The 21,331-nt window shown below is 54.5% G+C and carries 18 protein-coding genes; all 18 read left to right on the forward strand.

The genetic code is table 11. The features are described 5' to 3' along the window. Positions 1–12 precede the first annotated feature (12 nt). The 18 genes from nuoB (at position 13) to AC07P6_RS09265 (ending at position 21,320) form a co-directional block, all read left to right on the forward strand. Complete coding sequence (gene nuoB / locus AC07P6_RS09180) at positions 13–687, forward strand: NADH-quinone oxidoreductase subunit NuoB (protein ID WP_002913178.1); 675 nt, start codon at positions 13–15, stop codon at positions 685–687. Positions 688–775: 88 nt separating this feature from the next. Beyond that, a complete protein-coding gene (gene nuoC / locus AC07P6_RS09185) occupies positions 776–2,584 on the forward strand; it encodes an NADH-quinone oxidoreductase subunit C/D (protein ID WP_182240107.1) in 1,809 nt (602 codons plus the stop codon). A gap of 2 nt (positions 2,585–2,586) precedes the next feature. Continuing rightward, positions 2,587–3,087 carry an NADH-quinone oxidoreductase subunit NuoE gene (nuoE, locus tag AC07P6_RS09190; protein ID WP_004104075.1) on the forward strand — a complete coding sequence of 167 codons (501 nt, stop codon included), beginning with the start codon at positions 2,587–2,589 and terminating at the stop codon, positions 3,085–3,087. Continuing rightward, on the forward strand, positions 3,084–4,421 hold the full coding sequence (nuoF, locus tag AC07P6_RS09195; RefSeq protein ID WP_478316073.1) for an NADH-quinone oxidoreductase subunit NuoF: 1,338 nt from the start codon (positions 3,084–3,086) through the stop codon (positions 4,419–4,421). The genes nuoE and nuoF overlap by 4 nt, the downstream gene beginning before the upstream one ends. Before the next feature lie 183 nt (positions 4,422–4,604). Continuing rightward, positions 4,605–7,331 (forward strand): NADH-quinone oxidoreductase subunit NuoG, encoded by a 2,727-nt coding sequence (gene nuoG / locus AC07P6_RS09200; RefSeq protein ID WP_478316074.1) that lies wholly within the window; start codon positions 4,605–4,607, stop codon positions 7,329–7,331. Further along, on the forward strand, positions 7,328–8,305 hold the full coding sequence (gene nuoH, locus AC07P6_RS09205) for an NADH-quinone oxidoreductase subunit NuoH (RefSeq protein ID WP_110272281.1): 978 nt from the start codon (positions 7,328–7,330) through the stop codon (positions 8,303–8,305). The genes nuoG and nuoH overlap by 4 nt, the downstream gene beginning before the upstream one ends. Positions 8,306–8,318: 13 nt before the next feature. After that, complete coding sequence (nuoI, locus tag AC07P6_RS09210; protein ID WP_015365590.1) at positions 8,319–8,861, forward strand: NADH-quinone oxidoreductase subunit NuoI; 543 nt, start codon at positions 8,319–8,321, stop codon at positions 8,859–8,861. 10 nt (positions 8,862–8,871) lie between these two features. After that, positions 8,872–9,426: an NADH-quinone oxidoreductase subunit J gene (nuoJ, locus tag AC07P6_RS09215; protein WP_110272283.1), complete on the forward strand. Its 555-nt coding sequence runs from the start codon at positions 8,872–8,874 to the stop codon at positions 9,424–9,426. Continuing rightward, a complete protein-coding gene (gene nuoK / locus AC07P6_RS09220) occupies positions 9,423–9,725 on the forward strand; it encodes an NADH-quinone oxidoreductase subunit NuoK (RefSeq protein ID WP_110272284.1) in 303 nt (100 codons plus the stop codon). The genes nuoJ and nuoK overlap by 4 nt, the downstream gene beginning before the upstream one ends. Continuing rightward, positions 9,722–11,563: an NADH-quinone oxidoreductase subunit L gene (gene nuoL / locus AC07P6_RS09225; RefSeq protein ID WP_434662243.1), complete on the forward strand. Its 1,842-nt coding sequence runs from the start codon at positions 9,722–9,724 to the stop codon at positions 11,561–11,563. Before nuoK ends, nuoL begins: the two co-directional genes overlap by 4 nt. Before the next feature lie 169 nt (positions 11,564–11,732). Next, a complete protein-coding gene (gene nuoM / locus AC07P6_RS09230; protein ID WP_182240096.1) occupies positions 11,733–13,262 on the forward strand; it encodes an NADH-quinone oxidoreductase subunit M in 1,530 nt (509 codons plus the stop codon). Between the two features lie 6 nt (positions 13,263–13,268). Then, complete coding sequence (gene nuoN / locus AC07P6_RS09235; protein ID WP_112212994.1) at positions 13,269–14,726, forward strand: NADH-quinone oxidoreductase subunit NuoN; 1,458 nt, start codon at positions 13,269–13,271, stop codon at positions 14,724–14,726. 198 nt (positions 14,727–14,924) lie between these two features. After that, the gene (locus AC07P6_RS09240; protein ID WP_478316075.1) at positions 14,925–15,476 is read left to right on the forward strand and encodes a tyrosine-type DNA invertase; all 552 of its coding nucleotides are present in this window, start codon (positions 14,925–14,927) and stop codon (positions 15,474–15,476) included. A 435-nt stretch (positions 15,477–15,911) separates the two neighbouring features. Then, entirely contained in the window at positions 15,912–16,439 is a 528-nt protein-coding gene (locus AC07P6_RS09245; protein WP_478316076.1) for a fimbrial protein, read from the forward strand. 62 nt (positions 16,440–16,501) lie between these two features. Then, complete coding sequence (locus AC07P6_RS09250; protein WP_434662250.1) at positions 16,502–17,164, forward strand: fimbrial biogenesis chaperone; 663 nt, start codon at positions 16,502–16,504, stop codon at positions 17,162–17,164. Between the two features lie 30 nt (positions 17,165–17,194). Continuing rightward, entirely contained in the window at positions 17,195–19,744 is a 2,550-nt protein-coding gene (locus AC07P6_RS09255) for a fimbria/pilus outer membrane usher protein (RefSeq protein WP_478316077.1), read from the forward strand. Between the two features lie 19 nt (positions 19,745–19,763). After that, positions 19,764–20,798 carry a fimbrial protein gene (locus AC07P6_RS09260; RefSeq protein WP_478316078.1) on the forward strand — a complete coding sequence of 345 codons (1,035 nt, stop codon included), beginning with the start codon at positions 19,764–19,766 and terminating at the stop codon, positions 20,796–20,798. 12 nt (positions 20,799–20,810) lie between these two features. Further along, positions 20,811–21,320, forward strand: coding sequence for a fimbrial protein (locus AC07P6_RS09265; protein WP_478316079.1), 510 nt, complete (start codon positions 20,811–20,813; stop codon positions 21,318–21,320). Positions 21,321–21,331: the final 11 nt, after the last annotated feature.

Consider the following 21,331-nt stretch of genomic DNA (forward strand, 5'->3'; position numbering starts at 1 on the left):
CGAGGCAATAAGATGGATTATACGCTCACCCGCATCGATCCTAACGGTGAGAACGACCGTTACCCCCTGCAAAAACAGGAGATCGTAACTGACCCCCTTGAGCAAGAAGTCAACAAAAGCGTGTATATGGGGAAGCTCGAACACGCGTTGCATGACATGGTGAACTGGGGCCGTAAGAACTCAATCTGGCCTTATAACTTTGGCCTTTCTTGCTGCTATGTGGAAATGGTGACGTCCTTTACCGCAGTGCACGATGTTGCGCGTTTTGGAGCCGAAGTGCTGCGTGCTTCCCCGCGTCAGGCGGACCTGATGGTAGTGGCGGGCACCTGCTTCACCAAAATGGCCCCGGTTATTCAGCGTCTTTATGACCAGATGCTGGAGCCAAAGTGGGTTATCTCCATGGGCGCATGCGCTAACTCCGGCGGTATGTACGATATTTACTCTGTCGTACAGGGTGTGGATAAGTTCATTCCGGTTGATGTTTACATCCCGGGCTGCCCGCCGCGTCCGGAAGCTTATATGCAGGCGCTGATGCTGCTGCAGGAATCCATTGGTAAAGAGCGCCGTCCTCTCTCGTGGGTGGTTGGCGATCAGGGCGTGTATCGCGCCAACATGCAGTCGGAACGCGAGCGTAAACGCGGCGAACGTATTGCAGTGACCAATCTGCGGACTCCGGACGAGATTTAACTTGCGCCTGCGGGCGGGAAAAAGACTTCGCAAATCAATCTACTAAAGCAGCGAAGCCTCGCCCGGCAGTCACCACGGACCTTTTGCAATGGTGAACAATATGACCGATTTAACTGCGCATGATGCCGCACCAGCCTGGCAAACCCGCGATCACCTTGATGACCCGGTGATCGGCGAACTGCGCAACCGTTTTGGGCCGGATGCCTTTACCGTTCAGCCAACCCGCACCGGCGTTCCGGTGGTTTGGGTGAAGCGCGAACAGCTGCTTGAGGTGGGTGATTTCCTGAAGAGATTACCAAAGCCTTACGTAATGCTGTTTGACCTGCACGGCATGGACGAACGTCTGCGCACGCACCGCGACGGTTTACCCGCAGCGGATTTTTCCGTTTTCTATCACCTGATTTCAGTCGATCGCAATCGCGACATCATGCTCAAGGTTGCGCTCTCGGAAAACGATCTGCACCTGCCGACCTTTACCAAACTGTACCCCAATGCCAACTGGTATGAGCGTGAAACCTGGGAGATGTTTGGCGTCACCTTCGATGGTCACCCGAATCTGCGTCGCATCATGATGCCGCCGACCTGGGAAGGTCACCCGCTGCGTAAAGACTATCCGGCCCGCGCCACCGAATTCGATCCGTTTGAGCTGACCAAAGCTAAGCAGGATCTGGAAATGGAAGCGTTGACCTTCAAACCGGAAGAGTGGGGCATGAAGCGCGGCACCGAAAACGAGGACTTCATGTTCCTCAACCTCGGCCCGAACCACCCGTCTGCCCACGGTGCATTCCGTATTATTCTGCAGTTGGATGGCGAAGAGATTGTCGACTGCGTGCCGGATATCGGTTACCACCATCGTGGTGCCGAGAAAATGGGCGAACGCCAGTCCTGGCACAGCTACATCCCGTACACCGACCGTATCGAATACCTCGGCGGCTGCGTTAACGAGATGCCGTACGTGCTGGCAGTAGAGAAACTGGCGGGGATAACCGTGCCGGATCGCGTCAACGTGATTCGCGTGATGCTCTCCGAGCTGTTCCGCATTAACAGCCACCTGCTCTATATCTCAACCTTTATCCAGGACGTCGGTGCGATGACGCCGGTGTTCTTCGCCTTTACCGACCGTCAGAAAATCTACGATCTGGTGGAAGCGATTACCGGCTTCCGTATGCACCCGGCCTGGTTCCGCATCGGCGGCGTCGCCCACGACCTGCCGCGCGGTTGGGATCGTCTGCTGCGTGAATTCCTTGAGTGGATGCCAAAGCGTCTGGACTCCTACGAGAAAGCCGCGCTGCGTAACACCATCCTGATTGGCCGTTCAAAAGGGGTGGCTGCTTATGGCGCGAAAGAGGCGCTGGAGTGGGGTACCACCGGGGCTGGCCTGCGTGCCACCGGTATTGGTTTCGACGTTCGTAAATGGCGTCCCTATTCTGGTTATGAAAACTTCGACTTTGAAATCCCGACCGGCGGCGGTGTTTCCGACTGCTACACCCGCGTGATGCTAAAAGTGGAAGAGCTGCGCCAGAGCCTGCGCATTCTTCAGCAGTGCCTCGATAACATGCCGGAAGGCCCGTTCAAAGCGGATCACCCGCTGACCACGCCGCCGCCGAAAGAGCGCACGCTGCAGCATATCGAAACCCTGATTACGCACTTCCTGCAGGTTTCCTGGGGCCCGGTCATGCCGGCCAATGAATCCTTCCAGATGGTTGAAGCGACGAAGGGTATTAACAGTTACTACCTGACCAGCGACGGCAGCACCATGAGCTACCGCACCCGTATCCGTACGCCGAGCTATGCGCACCTGCAGCAGATTCCGGCGGCGATTCGCGGCAGCCTGGTATCAGACCTGATCGTCTATCTGGGTAGTATCGATTTTGTTATGTCAGACGTGGACCGCTAATTATGCACGAGAATCAACAACCACAAACCGAGGCTTTTGAGCTGAGTGCGGCAGAGCGTGAGGCGATTGAGCACGAAAAGCACCACTACGAAGACCCGCGTGCGGCGTCCATTGAAGCGCTGAAGATCGTTCAGAAGCAGCGCGGCTGGGTGCCGGACGGCGCAATCTACGCTATCGCCGATGTGCTGGGGATCCCGGCCAGCGACGTAGAAGGCGTGGCAACGTTCTACAGTCAGATTTTCCGCCAGCCAGTAGGCCGTCACGTGATTCGCTACTGCGACAGCGTGGTGTGCCATATCACTGGTTTCCAGGGCATTCAGTCGGCTATCGAGAAGAAGCTGGACATCAAACCGGGTCAAACCACTTTTGATGGTCGTTTCACTCTGCTGCCGACCTGTTGCCTGGGCAACTGCGACAAGGGGCCGACGATGATGATTGATGAGGACACTCACAGTTATCTGACGCCGGAAGCGATTCCTGACCTCCTGGAGCGGTATAAATGAAAACCATTATTCGTACTGCCGAAACCCATCCGTTAACCTGGCGTCTGCGTGACGACAAACAGCCGGTCTGGTTGGATGAATACCAGAGTAAAAACGGTTATGCCGGGGCGCGTAAAGCGCTCTGTGGGATGGCTCCGGACGAAATCGTTAATCAGGTAAAAGACGCTGGCCTGAAAGGGCGCGGCGGTGCAGGCTTTTCCACGGGTCTGAAGTGGAGTCTGATGCCGAAAGACGAATCCATGAACATCCGTTACCTGCTGTGTAATGCCGATGAAATGGAGCCGGGCACCTATAAAGACCGCTTGTTGATGGAACAGCTGCCGCACCTGTTGGTGGAAGGCATGCTGATCTCCGCGTTTGCGCTGAAAGCGTATCGCGGCTACATCTTCCTGCGTGGCGAATATATTGAAGCGGCTCAGCATCTGCGCCGGGCGATTGCCGAAGCGAACGAAACGGGTCTGCTGGGAAAAAACATTCTTGGTAGCGGTTTTGACTTCGAACTGATTGTTCACACCGGGGCAGGGCGCTACATCTGCGGCGAAGAAACCGCGTTGATTAACTCTCTCGAAGGCCGCCGCGCGAATCCGCGCTCCAAGCCGCCGTTCCCGGCGAGCTCCGGCGTGTGGGGTAAACCGACCTGCGTTAACAACGTCGAAACCCTGTGCAACGTCCCGGCGATTCTGGCCAACGGCGTCGAGTGGTATCAGAACATCTCCACCAGTAAAGATGCGGGAACCAAACTGATGGGCTTCTCCGGTCGGGTGAAAAATCCGGGCGTCTGGGAGCTGCCGTTCGGCACCACTGCGCGCGAGATCCTTGAGGATTACGCGGGCGGTATGCGCGATGGCCTGAAGTTCAAAGCCTGGCAGCCGGGCGGCGCGGGAACTGATTTCCTGACAGAAGCGCATCTTGACCTGCCGATGGAGTTCGAAAGCATTGGTAAAGCGGGGAGTCGTCTCGGCACTTCGCTGGCGATGGCCGTTGACCACGAAATCAACATGGTATCGCTGGTGCGCAACCTGGAAGAGTTTTTCGCCCGTGAGTCTTGCGGCTGGTGTACACCTTGCCGCGACGGCCTGCCGTGGAGTGTGAAAATTCTGCGCGCCCTTGAGCGCGGTGAAGGCCAGCCGGGGGATATCGAGACACTTGAGCAACTGTGTCGATTCCTCGGGCCGGGTAAAACCTTCTGCGCCCACGCGCCAGGTGCGGTTGAACCGCTGCAGAGCGCGATTAAATATTTCCGCGAAGAATTCGAAGCTGGCATTAAGCAGCAGTTCAGCAATACCCATGCAATCAATGGGATTCAGCCGAACTTGCTAAAAGCGCGCTGGTAAACGTTTTACGCTAAAGCATTCAAGATGCGTCAAGGCGGCAACCGAGAGAACCCCTGAGCTTACTAAAGTAAGTGACTGGGGTGAACGAGGGAAGCCAACGCCGAGGCAGCTTGAAGGATAAAGCGGAAAAGAAATTCGATTAACGCTTGGTCACTGACTGAGCCAACTGGAAGCATGCTGACTATGGCTACGATTCATGTAGACGGCAAAGAATACGAGGTCGATGGAGCGGACAACCTGCTAGAGGCTTGTCTCTCTCTGGGTCTTGATATTCCCTATTTTTGCTGGCATCCGGCGCTGGGAAGCGTTGGTGCTTGCCGCCAGTGTGCGGTGAAGCAATATCAAAACGCGGAAGACACGCGTGGCCGCCTGGTGATGTCCTGTATGACACCGGCATCCGACGGCACTTTTATTTCTATCGACGACGCAGAAGCGAAGCAGTTCCGCGAGAGCGTAGTTGAGTGGCTGATGACCAACCACCCGCACGACTGTCCGGTCTGCGAAGAGGGGGGTAACTGTCACTTACAGGATATGACCGTAATGACCGGTCATAGCTTCCGTCGCTATCGTTTCACCAAGCGTACCCACCGTAATCAGGATCTGGGGCCGTTCATCTCGCATGAAATGAACCGCTGCATCGCCTGCTACCGCTGCGTTCGCTACTACAAAGATTATGCAGACGGCACCGATCTGGGCGTTTATGGCGCTCACGACAACGTCTACTTCGGTCGTCCGGAAGATGGCGTGCTCGAGAGTGAATTCTCCGGCAACCTGGTGGAAGTCTGCCCGACCGGCGTGTTTACCGATAAAACGCATTCCGAGCGCTATAACCGTAAATGGGACATGCAGTTTGCGCCAAGCATCTGCCAGCAGTGTTCCATTGGCTGCAATATCAGCCCCGGTGAGCGCTACGGTGAACTGCGCCGTATCGAAAACCGTTACAACGGTACCGTTAACCGTTACTTCCTCTGCGACCGCGGTCGTTTCGGCTATGGCTATGTGAACCTGAAAGACCGTCCGCGTCAGCCGGTTCAGCGCCGTGGCGACGACTTCATCACCCTCAACGCCGAACAGGCGATGCAGGGCGCGGCGGATATTCTGCGCCAGTCGAAGAAAGTCATTGGTATCGGCTCCCCGCGCGCCAGCATCGAAAGCAACTTCGCGCTGCGCGATCTGGTCGGCGCCAATAACTTCTATACCGGCATTGCTAAAGGTGAACAAGAACGCCTGCAGATGATGCTGAAAGTGCTGCGCGATGGTGGTATTCATACCCCGGCGCTGCGCGAAATCGAATCCTACGATGCGGTGCTGATCCTCGGTGAGGACATCACCCAGACCGGCGCGCGTATTGCGCTGGCTGTGCGTCAGGCGGTGAAAGGCAAAGCACGTGAAATGGCGGCGGCGCAGAAAGTCGCCGACTGGCAGATCGCCGCGATCCTTAACATTGGCCAGCGCGCGAAGCATCCGCTGTTCGTCACTAATATTGATGACACTCGTCTTGATGATATCGCCGCCTGGACCTACCGCGCACCGGTAGAAGATCAGGCGCGCCTCGGCTTTGCTATTGCCCATGCGCTGGATGACAGCGCCCCGGCGGTGGAAGGGCTGAGCAGCGATCTGAAAGGTAAAGTCGATGTGATCGTTCAGGCATTGGCCGGAGCGAAAAAACCATTGATTGTCTCCGGAACCAACGCCGGGAGCATTGAGGTTATTCAGGCGGCGGCAAACGTCGCGAAAGCCTTGAAAGGACGCGGTGCTGATGTCGGCGTGACCATGGTTGCGCGTGCGGTGAACAGTGTTGGCCTCGGGATGATCGGCGGCGGCTCGCTTGAAGAAGCGCTGAGCGAACTGGAAACCGGTGCTGCCGACGCGGTTATTGTGCTGGAAAACGACCTGCACCGTCATGCTTCTGCCGCCCGCGTTGATGCAGCGCTGGCTAAAGCGCCGCTGGTGATGGTGGTTGACCATCAGCGTACGGCGATTATGGATAAAGCGCATCTGGTGCTCTCTGCGGCAAGCTTTGCGGAAAGCGATGGCACGGTGGTGAATAACGAAGGTCGCGCCCAGCGCTTCTTCCAGGTTTACGATCCGGTCTACTACGATGCGAAAACCGTGATGCTGGAAAGCTGGCGTTGGCTGCACTCGTTGCACAGCACCGTCAACAACCGTCAGGTCGACTGGACGCAGCTGGATCACGTTATTGACGCTGCGATTGCCGCACTGCCGCAGCTGGCCGGTATCAAAGACGCCGCGCCGGATGCGACCTTCCGCATTCGCGGCCAGAAACTGGCCCGTGAACCGCATCGCTACAGCGGCCGTACGGCGATGCGCGCTAACATTAGCGTGCATGAACCGCGTCAGCCGCAGGATAAAGACACCATGTTCGCCTTCTCCATGGAAGGGAACAACCAGCCGTCCGCGCCGCGTTCGCAGATTCCGTTCGCCTGGGCGCCGGGCTGGAACTCCCCGCAGGCGTGGAACAAGTTCCAGGATGAAGTGGGCGGGAAACTGCGCCATGGCGATCCGGGCGTGCGTCTGATTGAAGCCTCCGCCAGCGGTCTGGAGTACTTTACCGTGGTACCGGCAAGCTTCGAAGCTGAAGAAGGGAAATGGCGTATCGCGCCTTACTACCATCTGTTCGGCAGCGACGAAATGTCTCAGCGTTCTCCTGTGTTCCAAAGCCGTATGCCGCAGCCGTACATCAAGCTTAACCCGGCAGATGCCGCGAAGCTGGGCGTAAATAACGGCGCGATGGTCTCCTTCAGCGTTGAAGGTCAGACCCTTAGTCTGCCGCTGGTGATTTCGGCGGGGCTGACGGCAGGGCAGGTTGGCTTACCGATGGGCATGCCGGGCATCGCACCGGTACTGACCGGCGCGCGTATTGATACTTTGCAGGAGGCGAAAGCATGAGTTGGTTAACTCCCGATCTCATCGACATTCTGTTAGGCATCCTCAAGGCGGTGGTGATTCTGCTGGTGGTGGTGACCTGCGGTGCGTTCATGAGCTTTGGCGAACGCCGTCTGCTCGGCTTGTTCCAGAACCGCTATGGACCTAACCGTGTGGGCTGGGGCGGCTCGCTACAGCTCGTTGCCGACATGATCAAAATGTTCTTTAAAGAGGACTGGGTACCGAAATTCTCGGACCGCATGATCTTTACCCTGGCACCAGTTATCGCCTTCACCTCGCTGCTGCTGGCCTTCGCCATTGTGCCGGTCAGCCCAAGCTGGGTGGTTGCCGATCTTAATATCGGGATCCTGTTCTTCCTGATGATGGCAGGCCTCGCGGTGTACGCGGTGCTGTTCGCCGGTTGGTCGAGCAACAACAAATACTCGCTGCTGGGTGCGATGCGTGCTTCTGCGCAAACCCTGAGCTACGAAGTGTTCCTCGGGCTTTCCCTGATGGGCGTGGTGGCGCAGGCCGGTTCATTCAATATGACCGACATCGTCAATAACCAGGAACATTTGTGGAACGTTATTCCGCAGTTTTTTGGCTTCGTGACCTTTGCGATTGCGGGCGTGGCGGTGTGTCACCGTCACCCGTTTGACCAACCGGAAGCGGAACAGGAACTGGCAGATGGTTACCACATTGAATATTCCGGCATGAAGTTCGGTCTGTTCTTCGTCGGCGAATATATCGGGATTGTTACCGTATCAGCGCTGATCGTGACGCTGTTTTTCGGTGGCTGGCAAGGTCCGTTCTTACCACCATTCATCTGGTTTGCGCTGAAAACCGCGTTCTTCATGATGATGTTCATTTTGATTCGTGCGTCCTTACCGCGTCCGCGTTATGACCAGGTAATGTCCTTCGGCTGGAAAGTGTGCCTGCCGCTGACGCTCGTCAACTTGTTGGTAACGGCGGCTGTCATTCTCTGGCAGCAGCCATAAGGGGCTTTAGACCATGACCTTAAAAGAATTATTGGTAGGGTTTGGCACCCAGGTCCGCAGTATCTGCATGATCGGGATGCACGCCTTTGCCAAACGTGAAACTCAGATGTACCCGGAAGAGCCGGTATATCTGCCGCCGCGCTACCGTGGGCGTATCGTGCTGACCCGCGATCCGGACGGTGAGGAGCGCTGCGTTGCCTGTAACCTGTGTGCGGTAGCGTGTCCGGTGGGCTGTATCTCTCTGCAAAAAGCGGAGACCAAAGACGGTCGCTGGTACCCAGAGTTTTTCCGCATCAACTTCTCACGTTGCATTTTCTGCGGCCTGTGCGAAGAAGCGTGCCCGACCACGGCGATTCAGTTGACCCCGGACTTTGAACTGGGCGAATACAAACGTCAGGATCTGGTGTACGAAAAAGAGGATCTGCTGATTTCCGGTCCGGGCAAATACCCGGAATATAACTTCTACCGGATGGCGGGTATGGCAATCGACGGCAAAGATAAGGGCGAAGCAGAGAACGAAGCCAAGCCTATCGACGTCAAGAGCCTGTTACCGTAAGGAGAGGGCAATGGAATTCGCTTTTTATATCTGTGGCCTGATAGCCATCCTCGCCACCCTGCGGGTGATCACCCACACCAATCCGGTGCATGCGCTGCTGTACCTGATTATTTCGCTGTTGGCGATTGCCGGGGTGTTCTTCTCGCTGGGCGCTTACTTCGCCGGTGCGCTGGAAATTATCGTTTACGCCGGGGCCATTATGGTGCTGTTCGTCTTCGTGGTGATGATGCTCAACCTGGGCGGCAGCGAAATCGAGCAGGAACGTCAATGGCTGAAGCCGGGGATCTGGATTGGCCCGGCCATCCTTTCCGCGGTGCTGCTGGTGGTTATCGTCTACGCCATGCTCGGTCTTAACGACCAGGGGATCGACGGTACGGCGATTAACGCCAAAGAAGTGGGTATTGCGCTGTTTGGTCCGTACGTACTGGCGGTGGAACTGGCTTCCATGCTGCTGCTGGCGGGCCTGGTTGTTGCCTTCCATATCGGTCGCGAAGAGCGTGCCGGTGAAGTGCTGAGCAACCGTCAGAACGACAGCGACAAAAGAAAAACGGAGGAACACGCATGATCCCCTTAACACATGGACTGATCCTCGCCGCCGTCCTGTTTGTCCTTGGCCTGACGGGGCTGATTATCCGTCGTAATCTGCTGTTTATGCTGATTAGCCTGGAGATCATGATCAACGCCTCCGCGCTGGCTTTCGTGGTTGCCGGGAGCTATTGGGGCCAGGCTGATGGCCAGATAATGTATATCCTCGCCATTACCCTCGCCGCCGCAGAAGCGAGTATCGGCCTGGCGCTGCTGCTGCAGCTCCATCGTCGTCGCCAGAACCTGAACATCGATTCAGTAAGTGAGTTGCGCGGATGAACATGCTTGCCTTAACCATTCTTTTGCCATTGATTGGCTTTGTTCTGCTGGCCTTCTCTCGTGGTCGCTGGTCTGAGAATCTGTCCGCCACCATCGGGATGGGCTCGGTTGGCCTGGCAGCGCTGGTGACGGCGTTTGTTGGCGTCGACTTCTTTGCTAATGGCAAACAGGCGGTCAGCGTTCCGCTGTGGACCTGGATGTCGGTGGGCGACTTCAATATCGGTTTCAACCTGGTACTGGACGGCCTGTCGCTGACCATGCTTTCGGTGGTCACCGGCGTTGGCTTCCTGATCCACATGTTCGCCTCCTGGTATATGCGCGGTGAAGAGGGCTACTCCCGTTTCTTCGCCTATACCAACCTGTTTATCGCCAGCATGGTGGTTCTGGTTCTTGCTGATAACCTGCTGCTGATGTACCTCGGCTGGGAAGGCGTGGGCCTGTGCTCCTATCTGCTGATCGGTTTCTACTATACCGATCCGAAGAACGGCGCGGCGGCAATGAAAGCGTTTGTGGTGACCCGCGTCGGCGATGTGTTCCTCGCGTTTGCGCTGTTCATTCTCTACAACGAACTGGGCACCCTGAACTTCCGCGAAATGGTTGAACTGGCGCCTGCGCATTTTGAAGCCGGCAACAATATGCTGACGTGGGCAACCCTGATGCTGCTGGGCGGCGCGGTAGGTAAATCCGCGCAGCTGCCGTTGCAGACCTGGCTTGCCGACGCGATGGCGGGCCCGACGCCTGTCTCCGCGCTGATCCACGCCGCGACCATGGTGACTGCAGGTGTCTACCTGATTGCCCGCACGCATGGCCTGTTCCTGATGACCCCGGAAGTGCTGCATCTGGTGGGGATCGTTGGTGCGGTGACGCTGGTGCTGGCGGGTTTCGCCGCGCTGGTGCAGACCGACATCAAACGCGTACTCGCTTATTCCACCATGAGCCAGATTGGCTACATGTTCCTCGCGCTCGGCGTGCAGGCGTGGGATGCGGCGATTTTCCACCTGATGACGCATGCCTTCTTTAAAGCGCTGCTGTTCCTGTCGTCCGGCTCGGTGATTCTGGCCTGCCATCACGAACAGAACATCTTCAAGATGGGCGGCCTGCGTAAGTCTATTCCGCTGGTGTATGTCTGCTTCCTGGTGGGGGGCGCGGCGCTGTCCGCACTGCCGCTGATTACCGCAGGCTTCTTCAGTAAGGATGAGATTCTGGCTGGCGCGATGGCTAACGGTCATCTCAATCTGATGGTTGCCGGTCTGGTCGGGGCGTTTATGACCTCCCTGTATACCTTCCGTATGATTTTCATCGTGTTCCACGGCAAAGAGCAAATTCACGCGCACGCAGGGAAGGGGATTACCCATCATCTGCCGCTGATTGTGCTGATGGTGCTGTCCACCTTCGTTGGCGCGCTGATTGTGCCACCGCTGCATGGTGTACTGCCGTCAACCACTGAGCTTGAGCATGGTCGCGTCATGACCCTGGAGATTACCTCTGGCGTTGTGGCGATAGCCGGCATTCTGATTGCTGCATGGCTGTGGCTGGGTAAACGCACGCTTGTGACCTCGATTGCCAACAGCGCGCCGGGCCGTCTGCTCGGTACCTGGTGGTATAACGCCTGGGGCTTTGACTGGCTGTACGACAAAGTGTTCGTGAAGCCGTTCCTCGGCGTGGCGTGGCTGCTGAAAAGCGATCCGCTGAATGCGCTGATGAACATCCCGGCGATCCTTTCCCGCTTCGCAGGCAAAGGCCTGGTGGTGAGCGAGAACGGGTATCTGCGCTGGTATGTGGCTTCGATGGGCATTGGTGCGGTGGTGGTGCTGGCGCTGCTGATGGTGTTGCGTTGATTTGAGCGCGCGGTTTTGCCCGGTGGCGCTTCGCTTACCGGGCCTACGAGACCGTAGGTCGGGTAAGCGAAGCGCCACCCGACACAACAAACCGCACTCAAACGTGAATGTAGTCGAATTCGTTGAAAATCGGTCCTGAACGGGACTTTAACAAGGAATAAAAATCGCCATGTTATTACCCTGGCTAATATTAATTCCCTTCATCGGCGGCTTCCTGTGCTGGCAGACTGAACGCTTTGGCGTGAAGGTGCCGCGCTGGATCGCGCTGATCACCATGGGATTGACGTTTCTGCTTGGCCTGCAGTTGTGGATGCAGGGCGGCTATTCTCTCACGCAATCTACCGGTATTCCGCAGTGGCAGTCAGAATTCGTGATGCCGTGGATCCCGCGCTTCGGCATTAGCATTCATCTGGCGATCGACGGTTTGTCGTTGCTGATGGTGGTGCTGACCGGGCTGCTCGGGGTGCTGGCGGTGCTCTGTTCATGGCGCGAAATCGAGAAGTATCAGGGCTTTTTCCATCTTAACCTGATGTGGATCCTGGGCGGCGTTATCGGCGTGTTCCTCGCCATCGACCTGTTCCTGTTCTTCTTCTTCTGGGAAATGATGCTGGTGCCGATGTATTTCCTGATAGCACTCTGGGGCCATAAGGCTTCCGACGGGAAAACGCGTATCACGGCGGCAACCAAGTTCTTCATTTATACCCAGGCGAGCGGTCTGGTGATGCTGATTGCCATTCTGGCGCTGGCGTTTGTTCACTTCAACGCCACCGGCGTATGGACCTTCAATTACGAAGAGCTGCTGAAGACACCGATGTCGCACGGTGTGGAATACATGCTGATGCTGGGCTTCTTTATCGCTTTTGCGGTGAAAATGCCGGTGGTTCCGCTGCACGGTTGGTTACCGGACGCGCACTCTCAGGCACCGACCGCGGGTTCCGTTGACCTCGCCGGGATCTTGTTGAAAACCGCGGCCTACGGTCTGCTGCGTTTTGCGCTGCCGCTGTTCCCGAACGCTTCTGCTGAATTTGCACCTATTGCCATGTGGCTGGGCGTTATCGGCATTTTCTACGGCGCGTGGATGGCTTTCAGCCAGTACGATATCAAACGCCTGATTGCTTACACTTCTGTTTCCCATATGGGCTTTGTGCTGATTGCTATCTACACCGGCAGCCAGCTGGCTTATCAGGGCGCAGTGATTCAGATGATTGCGCACGGTCTGTCCGCAGCCGGTCTGTTTATCCTTTGCGGTCAGCTGTACGAGCGTCTGCATACCCGTGATATGCGCCAGATGGGCGGTCTGTGGAGCAAAATTAAGTGGCTGCCGGCGCTGTCGATGTTCTTTGCCGTAGCAACGCTCGGTATGCCGGGCACCGGTAACTTTGTCGGTGAATTTATGATTCTGTTCGGCAGCTATAAAACCGTGCCGATAATTACCGTTATCTCCACCTTTGGTTTGGTGTTCGCTTCCGTTTATTCGCTGTCGATGCTGCATCGTGCGTACTTTGGTAAAGCAAAGAGCGAAATTGCCGCAAAAGAATTGCCGGGAATGTCCCTGCGTGAATTGTCTATCGTTCTGCTGTTGGTTGTTCTGCTGGTGCTGCTGGGCTTCTTCCCGCAGCCGATTCTGGACACCTCGCACTCTGCGATGAGTAATATTCAGCAGTGGTTTGTTAATTCTGTTTCTACTACAAGGCCGTAATTCGCCATGACAATAACTCCACAACAACTGATCGCACTGCTACCGCTGCTGATCGTCGGCTTGACGGTGGTGGTTGTGATGCTCTCCATTGCGTGGCGACGCAATCATTTCCTCAATGCCACGCTATCGGTTCTCGGCCTCAACGTCGCGCTAGTCTCACTTTGGTTCGTGGGGCAGAACGGGGCGATGGACGTGACGCCGCTGATTCGCGTTGACGGCTATTCCATGCTCTATACCGGGCTGGTGCTGCTGGCGAGTCTGGCGACCTGTACCTTTGCTTATCCGTGGCTTGAGGGTTACAAGGACAATAAAGAAGAGTTCTACCTGCTGGTGCTGATCGCCGCGTTGGGTGGTATTCTGTTGGCGGGCGCTAACCATCTGGCGGCGTTGTTCCTCGGTATTGAGCTTATCTCTCTGCCGCTGTTCGGTCTGGTTGGCTACGCCTTCCGTCAGAAACGCTCGCTGGAAGCCAGTATCAAATACACCATTCTGTCTGCCGTCGCCTCTTCTTTCCTGCTGTTCGGTATCGCGCTGGTGTATGCGAACTCCGGTAACCTGTCCTTCCTTGCCCTTGGTAAGAACCTGGCTGACAGCACGCTGCATGAACCGTTGCTGCTGGCGGGTGTGGGCTTGATGATTGTGGGTCTGGGCTTCAAGCTGTCGCTGGTGCCGTTTCACCTGTGGACGCCGGACGTCTACCAGGGCGCGCCTGCGCCGGTATCAACCTTCCTGGCGACCGCCAGCAAGATTGCTATCTTTGGCGTGGTAATGCGTCTGTTCCTGTATGTGCCAGTCGGCAACAGCGAGGCGGTACGCGTGGTGTTGGGCCTTATCGCCTTCGCGTCGATTATCTTCGGTAACCTGATGGCGCTGAGCCAGACCAATATCAAACGTCTGCTCGGCTACTCTTCTATCTCCCATCTTGGCTATCTGCTGGTGGCGCTGATTGCCCTGCAGAGCGGCGAGATGTCGATGGAAGCGGTAGGCGTCTATCTGGCCGGTTATCTCTTCAGCAGCCTCGGCGCGTTTGGCGTGGTGAGCCTGATGTCCAGCCCGTATCGTGGGCCGGATGCGGATTCGCTCTATTCATATCGCGGCCTGTTCTGGCATCGCCCGATTCTGTCGGCGGTGATGACGGTGATGATGCTGTCTCTCGCCGGTATTCCGATGACGCTGGGCTTTATCGGTAAGTTCTACGTGCTGGCGGTCGGTGTACATGCGCACCTGTGGTGGCTGGTAGGGGCGGTGGTTGTCGGTTCGGCAATCGGTCTCTACTACTACCTGCGCGTTGCGGTAAGCCTGTATTTAAGCGCGCCGGAGAAACTCAATCGCGATGCGCCGTCTAACTGGCAGTACAGCGCCGGGGGCATCGTAGTGCTGATCTCCGCGCTGCTGGTGCTGGTGCTTGGCGTATGGCCGCAGCCGCTGATTAGCATCGTGCAGCTGGCAATGCCGTTGATGTAATCTGGCCGTTATCTGAGAAAAAGGATCGCTTCGGCGGTCCTTTTTTTATCGGTGAAAAATGTATGGGTATTTTCTTTAATATTCGTATTTGTCATGCGGTTTGTCATATTAACCTCATTTTACGTTTCCCCTCATCCTCTTATTTTCCGTACTATTATTACTACGCACACTACTGTGTTTTATTGATGGAGAAAGTGAATGAAAACAAGGCGTAAGCATTTAACCATTGGGGAAGTCGAGCGTCTGGTTGATGCGGCAAGGCGAGGGGCAAACCCGCAGCGCGATGTCTGTTTATTGTGGATGTGTTTTAATCATGGGTGCCGGGTGAGTGAAATTCGTCACTGGAAGCTATCTGATATCGATATTCAAAGTGGGGTTATTTATATTCGGCGGCTGAAGAATGGTTTTTCAACAACCCATCCTATTTATAAACGAGAGGAGAAGATTCTCAATGAATGGTTAAATGTACGCAAGGATTATCCGGGAAATAACTCCGGTTGGCTTTTCTTATCACGTAATGGTCAGCCTTTATCGCGACAAAGAATATATCAGATGATGAAGAACCTCAGCCTGGATGCGCAGCTGGAAATCAACGCCCATCCGCATATGCTGCGCCATGCATGCGGCTTTGCGCTGGCGAATAACGGTGTGGATACGCGATTAATCCAGGATTTTCTCGGGCATCGGAATATTCAGCATACGGTTATTTATACGGCAAGTAATGATGCGAGGTTTCGGGAGGTTTGGTAAATGAAATAGTCATTTTGTATCAAACTGACTCCTATGCTATCCATGGGTGATAACAATGTCAATTTTCAATTAACATTTTTTTTCCTTATGTTTTTCATGTGCTTATATTAAGTATAGCTAAATTATATTTTTATATTTTTTTAATTAGTTTTGTGTATGTATTTTTTGAAAGAACTCAGCTTGCGATTTTTTAGTTTTTTATCGTGTTTATTAGGGTTTCCCCTGGCAAATATAGATTTAAAAATGCCTTCCTTGGCAATTTCTCTTTCTGTTAATTGAAGTGGTCAAATTGATACAAAATGACCACTTCAAAATATTATATCCATTTCACGGGTCAATGGTTTGTGGCGTTATTAATATCAAGCGTAAATAAAAGGATGCGCACGGTATTGCGCTTTTAAGTTAATGCATTGACTGCATTGAAAAGGATTAATCATGAAAAAAACATTACTTGTTGCTGTTGTTGCTGCTTGCGCGACGTTCTCTGGTGCTGCGCTGGCAGATGACGGTCAGGTGAAGTTTCTTGGCAGCATCATTGACGCTGGCTGCGACGTGGTCAACGACCTGTCTAACCCACTGGAAGTCCAGATGGGACAGATCGCTAAAACGGCGTTTACCGGTACTGGTTCTACTGCGGCTGAGCAAGGTTTCGATATTAAACTGGAAAACTGCCCGACTACTGTTACCAAAGCATCAGTACTGTTCTCCGGTACTAACGTTAACGGTGACAATGAAAAGCTGAAGTTGACCACCGAGACTGATGTCGCTACAGGCGTAGCTCTGCAGCTGGTTGATGGTAGCACTAACAGTACTCTGCCGCTGTTCACCCGTTCTACCAGCCTGACCATTCCGACTAGCGGCAATATCGATCTGCCGTTCCGCGTGCGCTATATCCAGACCGACGCGACTGTTGTTGCTGGTAAAGCTAACGGTAGCGCCAACTTCACTATCAGCTACAACTGATTCTCCGTCTATTAGACCGTGCTAGCGAGCCGAAATCGGCTCGCTTTTCCAGGGAGCTGGAGATGAAACGATACCTGAAAGTGCTGATGGCTGGATGGCTGTTGGTGGGCGCTGCGGCACATGCGGGCGTCGTCACCGGCGGTACTCGCCTGATTTATCCCGGCGGCAAAAAAGAGGCCTCGCTGAGCGTAACCAATAATGATGCTACGCCCTATCTTATCCAAAGCTGGGTGGAGACCGATAAAGGGGCCGCCCCCTTTCTGTTAACGCCGCCTTTATTTCGCCTGGATGGTGAACAGCAAACCCGACTGCGGGTGATTTATAGCGGTGGATTGCCAGAAAACAAAGAAAGTATGTTCTGGATGAATATCAAAGCGATTCCATCCTCACAGGCTAAAGCTGGCACCAACACATTACAGATCGCCATTAAAACCCGTATCAAATTAATTTACCGGCCGAAATCCGTTGCGGGAACGCCGGAAACAGTGACGGAGCAGCTTCGCTGGACGCGCAGCGGCAATACGCTACAGGTCACTAATCCCACCGCGTTTTATATGAATTTCGCCGAGGTGAAAATCGGTGGCGCAGAAGTCAAAGAAGCCAACTGGGTAGCGCCTGGCGCGACGGCGCGTTTTGATCTGCCGCGCGGCAGCACAGGCTCTTTGCAGTGGAAACTGATTAATGATTACGGCGGTATTGGCGCGCAGCACAGCGCTAATTTGTAAAGGCTATCAGGCCAGGGAGTTCCAGAGAGAATGAAAAATAATCATAACAAATGGCGGCTTAACCGGATAGCCGGAGCTCTGGCCGTTGCCTTGATACCGTGGTGTGATGATGCGCTGGCGCGGGATGTGTTTAACCCGGCATTATTGGAAATGGATGGCCCACAGACGGGCGTCAGGGATTTATCGGCTTACGAACACGCTGGAGGGCAGCAGCCGGGAACCTATCGGGTCGATATTTACCTCAACAATATCTTTATGGAGACCCGGGATGTCACTTTTCAACAAAGCCGGGTCCCGGGGGAAACTTCACTGCAGCCCTGCCTGAAAGTTGAAGAGCTTGCCGAATGGGGCGTGCGCGTTAAGCAATTCCCTGAATTAGGCCGTAAATCGGCGGACTGCGCGGATCTGGAAGTTATACCCCAGGCAAAGGCAGACTTTCGCTTTAGTCAGCAGCGTTTGTTATTAAGTTTTCCTCAGGCGGCGGTTTCCAGCGCGGCGCGGGGCTGGGTTGACCCGAAGCAGTGGGATGACGGTATTAGCGCACTTCTGCTGAACTACTCATTCAGCGGGGCAAACAACTGGTCGCGTAAGAACGACATGCCGGACAGCGATAATCAATACGTTAACCTGCGTCCCGGTATCAACATCGGACCGTGGCGTTTGCGCAACTACACGACCTGGAACCGCAACAGCAGCGGAGGGGAATCCAATAACAGCTGGGATACGGTTTATACCTATGCGCAGCGCAATATCAATGCCCTGCAAGGGGTGATGACGCTGGGTGATAGCAGCACCGACGCCGACGTTTTTGAAGGCATTCCCTTCCGCGGGGCGATGCTGGCTTCTGATGACGATATGCTGCCGGAAAGCCTGCGCGGCTATGCGCCGGTAGTGCGCGGGATTGCGCGTACCAATGCTCAGGTCATTATTCGTCAGAACGGCTATGAGATTTACCAGACCTACGTCTCCCCCGGCGCGTTCGAAATCACCGATATGTATCCGACCGGCGGCTCGGGCGATTTATCGGTCACCATTAAAGAATCCGATGGCAGCGAGCAAAATCTGATTGTTCCTTATGCTTCACTGCCTGTCCTGCAGCGCGAAGGCCGCCTCAAATATAGTGTGACTTCCGGCGTATACCGGGCCTACGACAATAGTATTGATGAAACGCCGCTCACTCAGGCGACGGCTATTTACGGCCTGCCGTCGGGGGTAACCCTTTACGGCGGCGGCCAATTTAGCAGCAAATATCAGTCGCTGGCGCTGGGGGTGGGGAAAAACCTCGGCGAGCTTGGCGCCGTATCGACCGACGTCACCCAGGCCTGGTCGAACCGCCAGGATCAAGACAAAGAGAGCGGTCAGTCGGTACGTATCCGTTACAGCAAAGATCTCCCGGGCTTAGGCACCAACGTCTCCCTGGCAGGATATCGCTATGCGACCAGCGGTTACTGGGATATGCAGGAGGTGCTGGATACCTATCGGGACGATAATTATACTCCTTCAATCGAACGGCGGCGGAACCGGGGAGAAGTGACGCTCAGCCAGAGCCTTGGCGACGAAATGGGCTCGATGTCGCTAAGCTATATCCGCGAAGATTACTGGAATACCGGGCGTACCATGGAGTCGGTGGGCGTGGGATACAACAATAGCTGGTACGGTGTCAGCTATAGCATTAACTACAGTTACAACCGTAATACCACCGATCAGGATACCGGAAAACGCAACGATGAAGACCACCTGTTCGCGCTGAGCATCAGCGTGCCTCTGGGGGAATGGCTACCGAAACCGGTTTATGCCAACTACTCCCTGAACAGCAGCAAAAATGGTTCAACCAGCAATAATCTGGGCCTTTCCGGTACTCTTCTGGAGCGAAATAACCTGAGCTGGAGCGTACAGGAAGGATACACCAGCCAGGGAAGAGGAGAAAGCGGCAGCGTTAATGCGGACTGGCGCGCGACCTATGGTGAGCTTACCGGCGGCTACAGCCATGATAAATACAGCCATCGTCTGAACTACGCCCTGCGTGGCGGAGTCCTGGCGCATGAAAATGGCCTGACGCTGGGGCAGCCTTTTGGTGAAACCCTCGCTTTAGTTAAAGCGCCGGGCGCCTCGGGTGTTGGCGTGAATAACCAGACCGGCGTCAGGACCGACTGGCGGGGCTATGCCGTGGTGCCTTATACCTCGCCGTATCGTAAGAATATATTGACCCTTGATACCAGCACCATGCCGGACAATGTCGATCTTGAGCTAACCACTCAGACGGTGGTGCCAACCCGTGGGGCGGTGGTTCGCGCAAGTTATGACACCAGCGTCGGTAGCCGGGTGCTGATGACGGTGCGGCGGGCTAATGGTCAGCCGGTACCTTTCGGCGCCATGGTCAGCGTACCCGGAGCCGCGGTGTCAGAGCAGGCATTTATCGTTGGCGAAGGCGGACAGGTCTACCTGACCGGGCTGGAGTCTAACGGGGCACTTAATGTGAAATGGGGAGCGGGTGCACAAGAACGCTGCCGGATTCAGTATGCGCTGCCGTCAGGTAAAACCCTCACCGGCATTATTGTAGCCCAGGGGCTATGCCGTTAATCGAAAGGATGCAGAGACAATGAAACGATTTTCATGGGGTATATTAGCGGGCCTGATGGCGCTGGCGATATCACCGCAGGCGATGGCGGCAACCGGGTGGTGCCAGAATAATAGCGGCGCTCCTTTTCAGGACAGCTTTTCATTTATTGAAACCTTTACTAACCCATCGCAAAACCAGGCCGGGATGGAGTTCAACCGCCTTTATAATTGGAGTACCGGAGGAACCTACCAGGCAAAATGTGATTGTGATAGTACTAGCGGGGCTACGCTTTACAAAGCGACAATTCCGGGATTGGTCGCGACGCAAACCCGCAGTGGATTAAATTTTTACAGTCTGAATAAATACCTGGAAATTGCCAGTGAGTTATATATTGCGGGCTTTCTGAATCAGTATGTTCCGACTCCCCTTCAGGACAAAAGTAACCTGTATAATACAGCAGCACCTTGCAATTCAGGTGGGGCTGCTTTTGATACTGGTTCGAAAGGATATATTTCACTCTACTTTACCCGGCCATTTGTCGGTCAGGTGACCATTCCGCCAACGATAATTCTCAGTGTCTACGGAACGAGAAAAGCGGGTAGCTACAGTTCTATCCCGATGACGCAGATCTCAATGAGCGGCTCGGTCACGGTACCGCAATCTTGCGAAATAAATACCGGCCAGCCGATTAATATTGACTTTGGTGATATTGCTGCTAACAATTTTAAAACAGCAAGCCAGATGCCAACCGGATTTACGCCGCATATAGTGAATATGACGGTGGCCTGTACCAATATTTCTGCTGGGGTAAAAATTGCTCTCTCATTTCAGGGGACAAAAGATACTAATGATGGAACGGCGTTGGCGACCACCAACAGCGACATTGCTGTACGGATCGAGAATATTACCGGAACCAAAATTCCGGTGATTTCAGGACTGCTGCCGGTCAATCTGAATTACTCAACCCAGACCGGGGATACCACTATGAAAATCTATCCAATTAATACCACCGGTAATTTACCCGAGGGTGGTGGGTTTACGGCTACGGCCACCATTCAGGCAGAAATTGAATAGCAGGAGTAAATAATGAAAAAAGCGCTATGGTTGGTATTTTTGCTGCCTGTTTTTTCATCTTATGGTGGAACACCTTTAAATGTTAAAGGCAATATTTACTATCTGCCCTGCGATCTCACGACGGATACTCAATATCAGGAGGTGAATTTTGGTACCCTTTCGAGAATTGACTTTCAATCGGCCGGAGACACTTCGGAATGGAAGACTTTTAACTTAAACATAGAAAATTGCCCGGCAGGGACCACTAAAGCAACGGTAAAATTCGATGGTGTGGTGGATGGTGATGATGCCACGCATTTTGCCAATATGGCGGCCAGCAATGCGTCGCAGAATATTGCGTTGCAAATAACCAATGACAGTCACACTACGACCTACAAGAATCAAGACAAGATGACTATTACAATTAATAGTAGTACCGGGAAAGGCGAGTTTCCCTTAGCTGCCCGGTTATATTCAACCCTGGGGGGAGCAACTATTGGTCAATTTGAATCGGTGGTGCAACTGACATTTACCTACCAATAACTTTATTCGTT

It is taken from the genome of Klebsiella sp. GFKo11 (genome assembly GCF_056490265.1).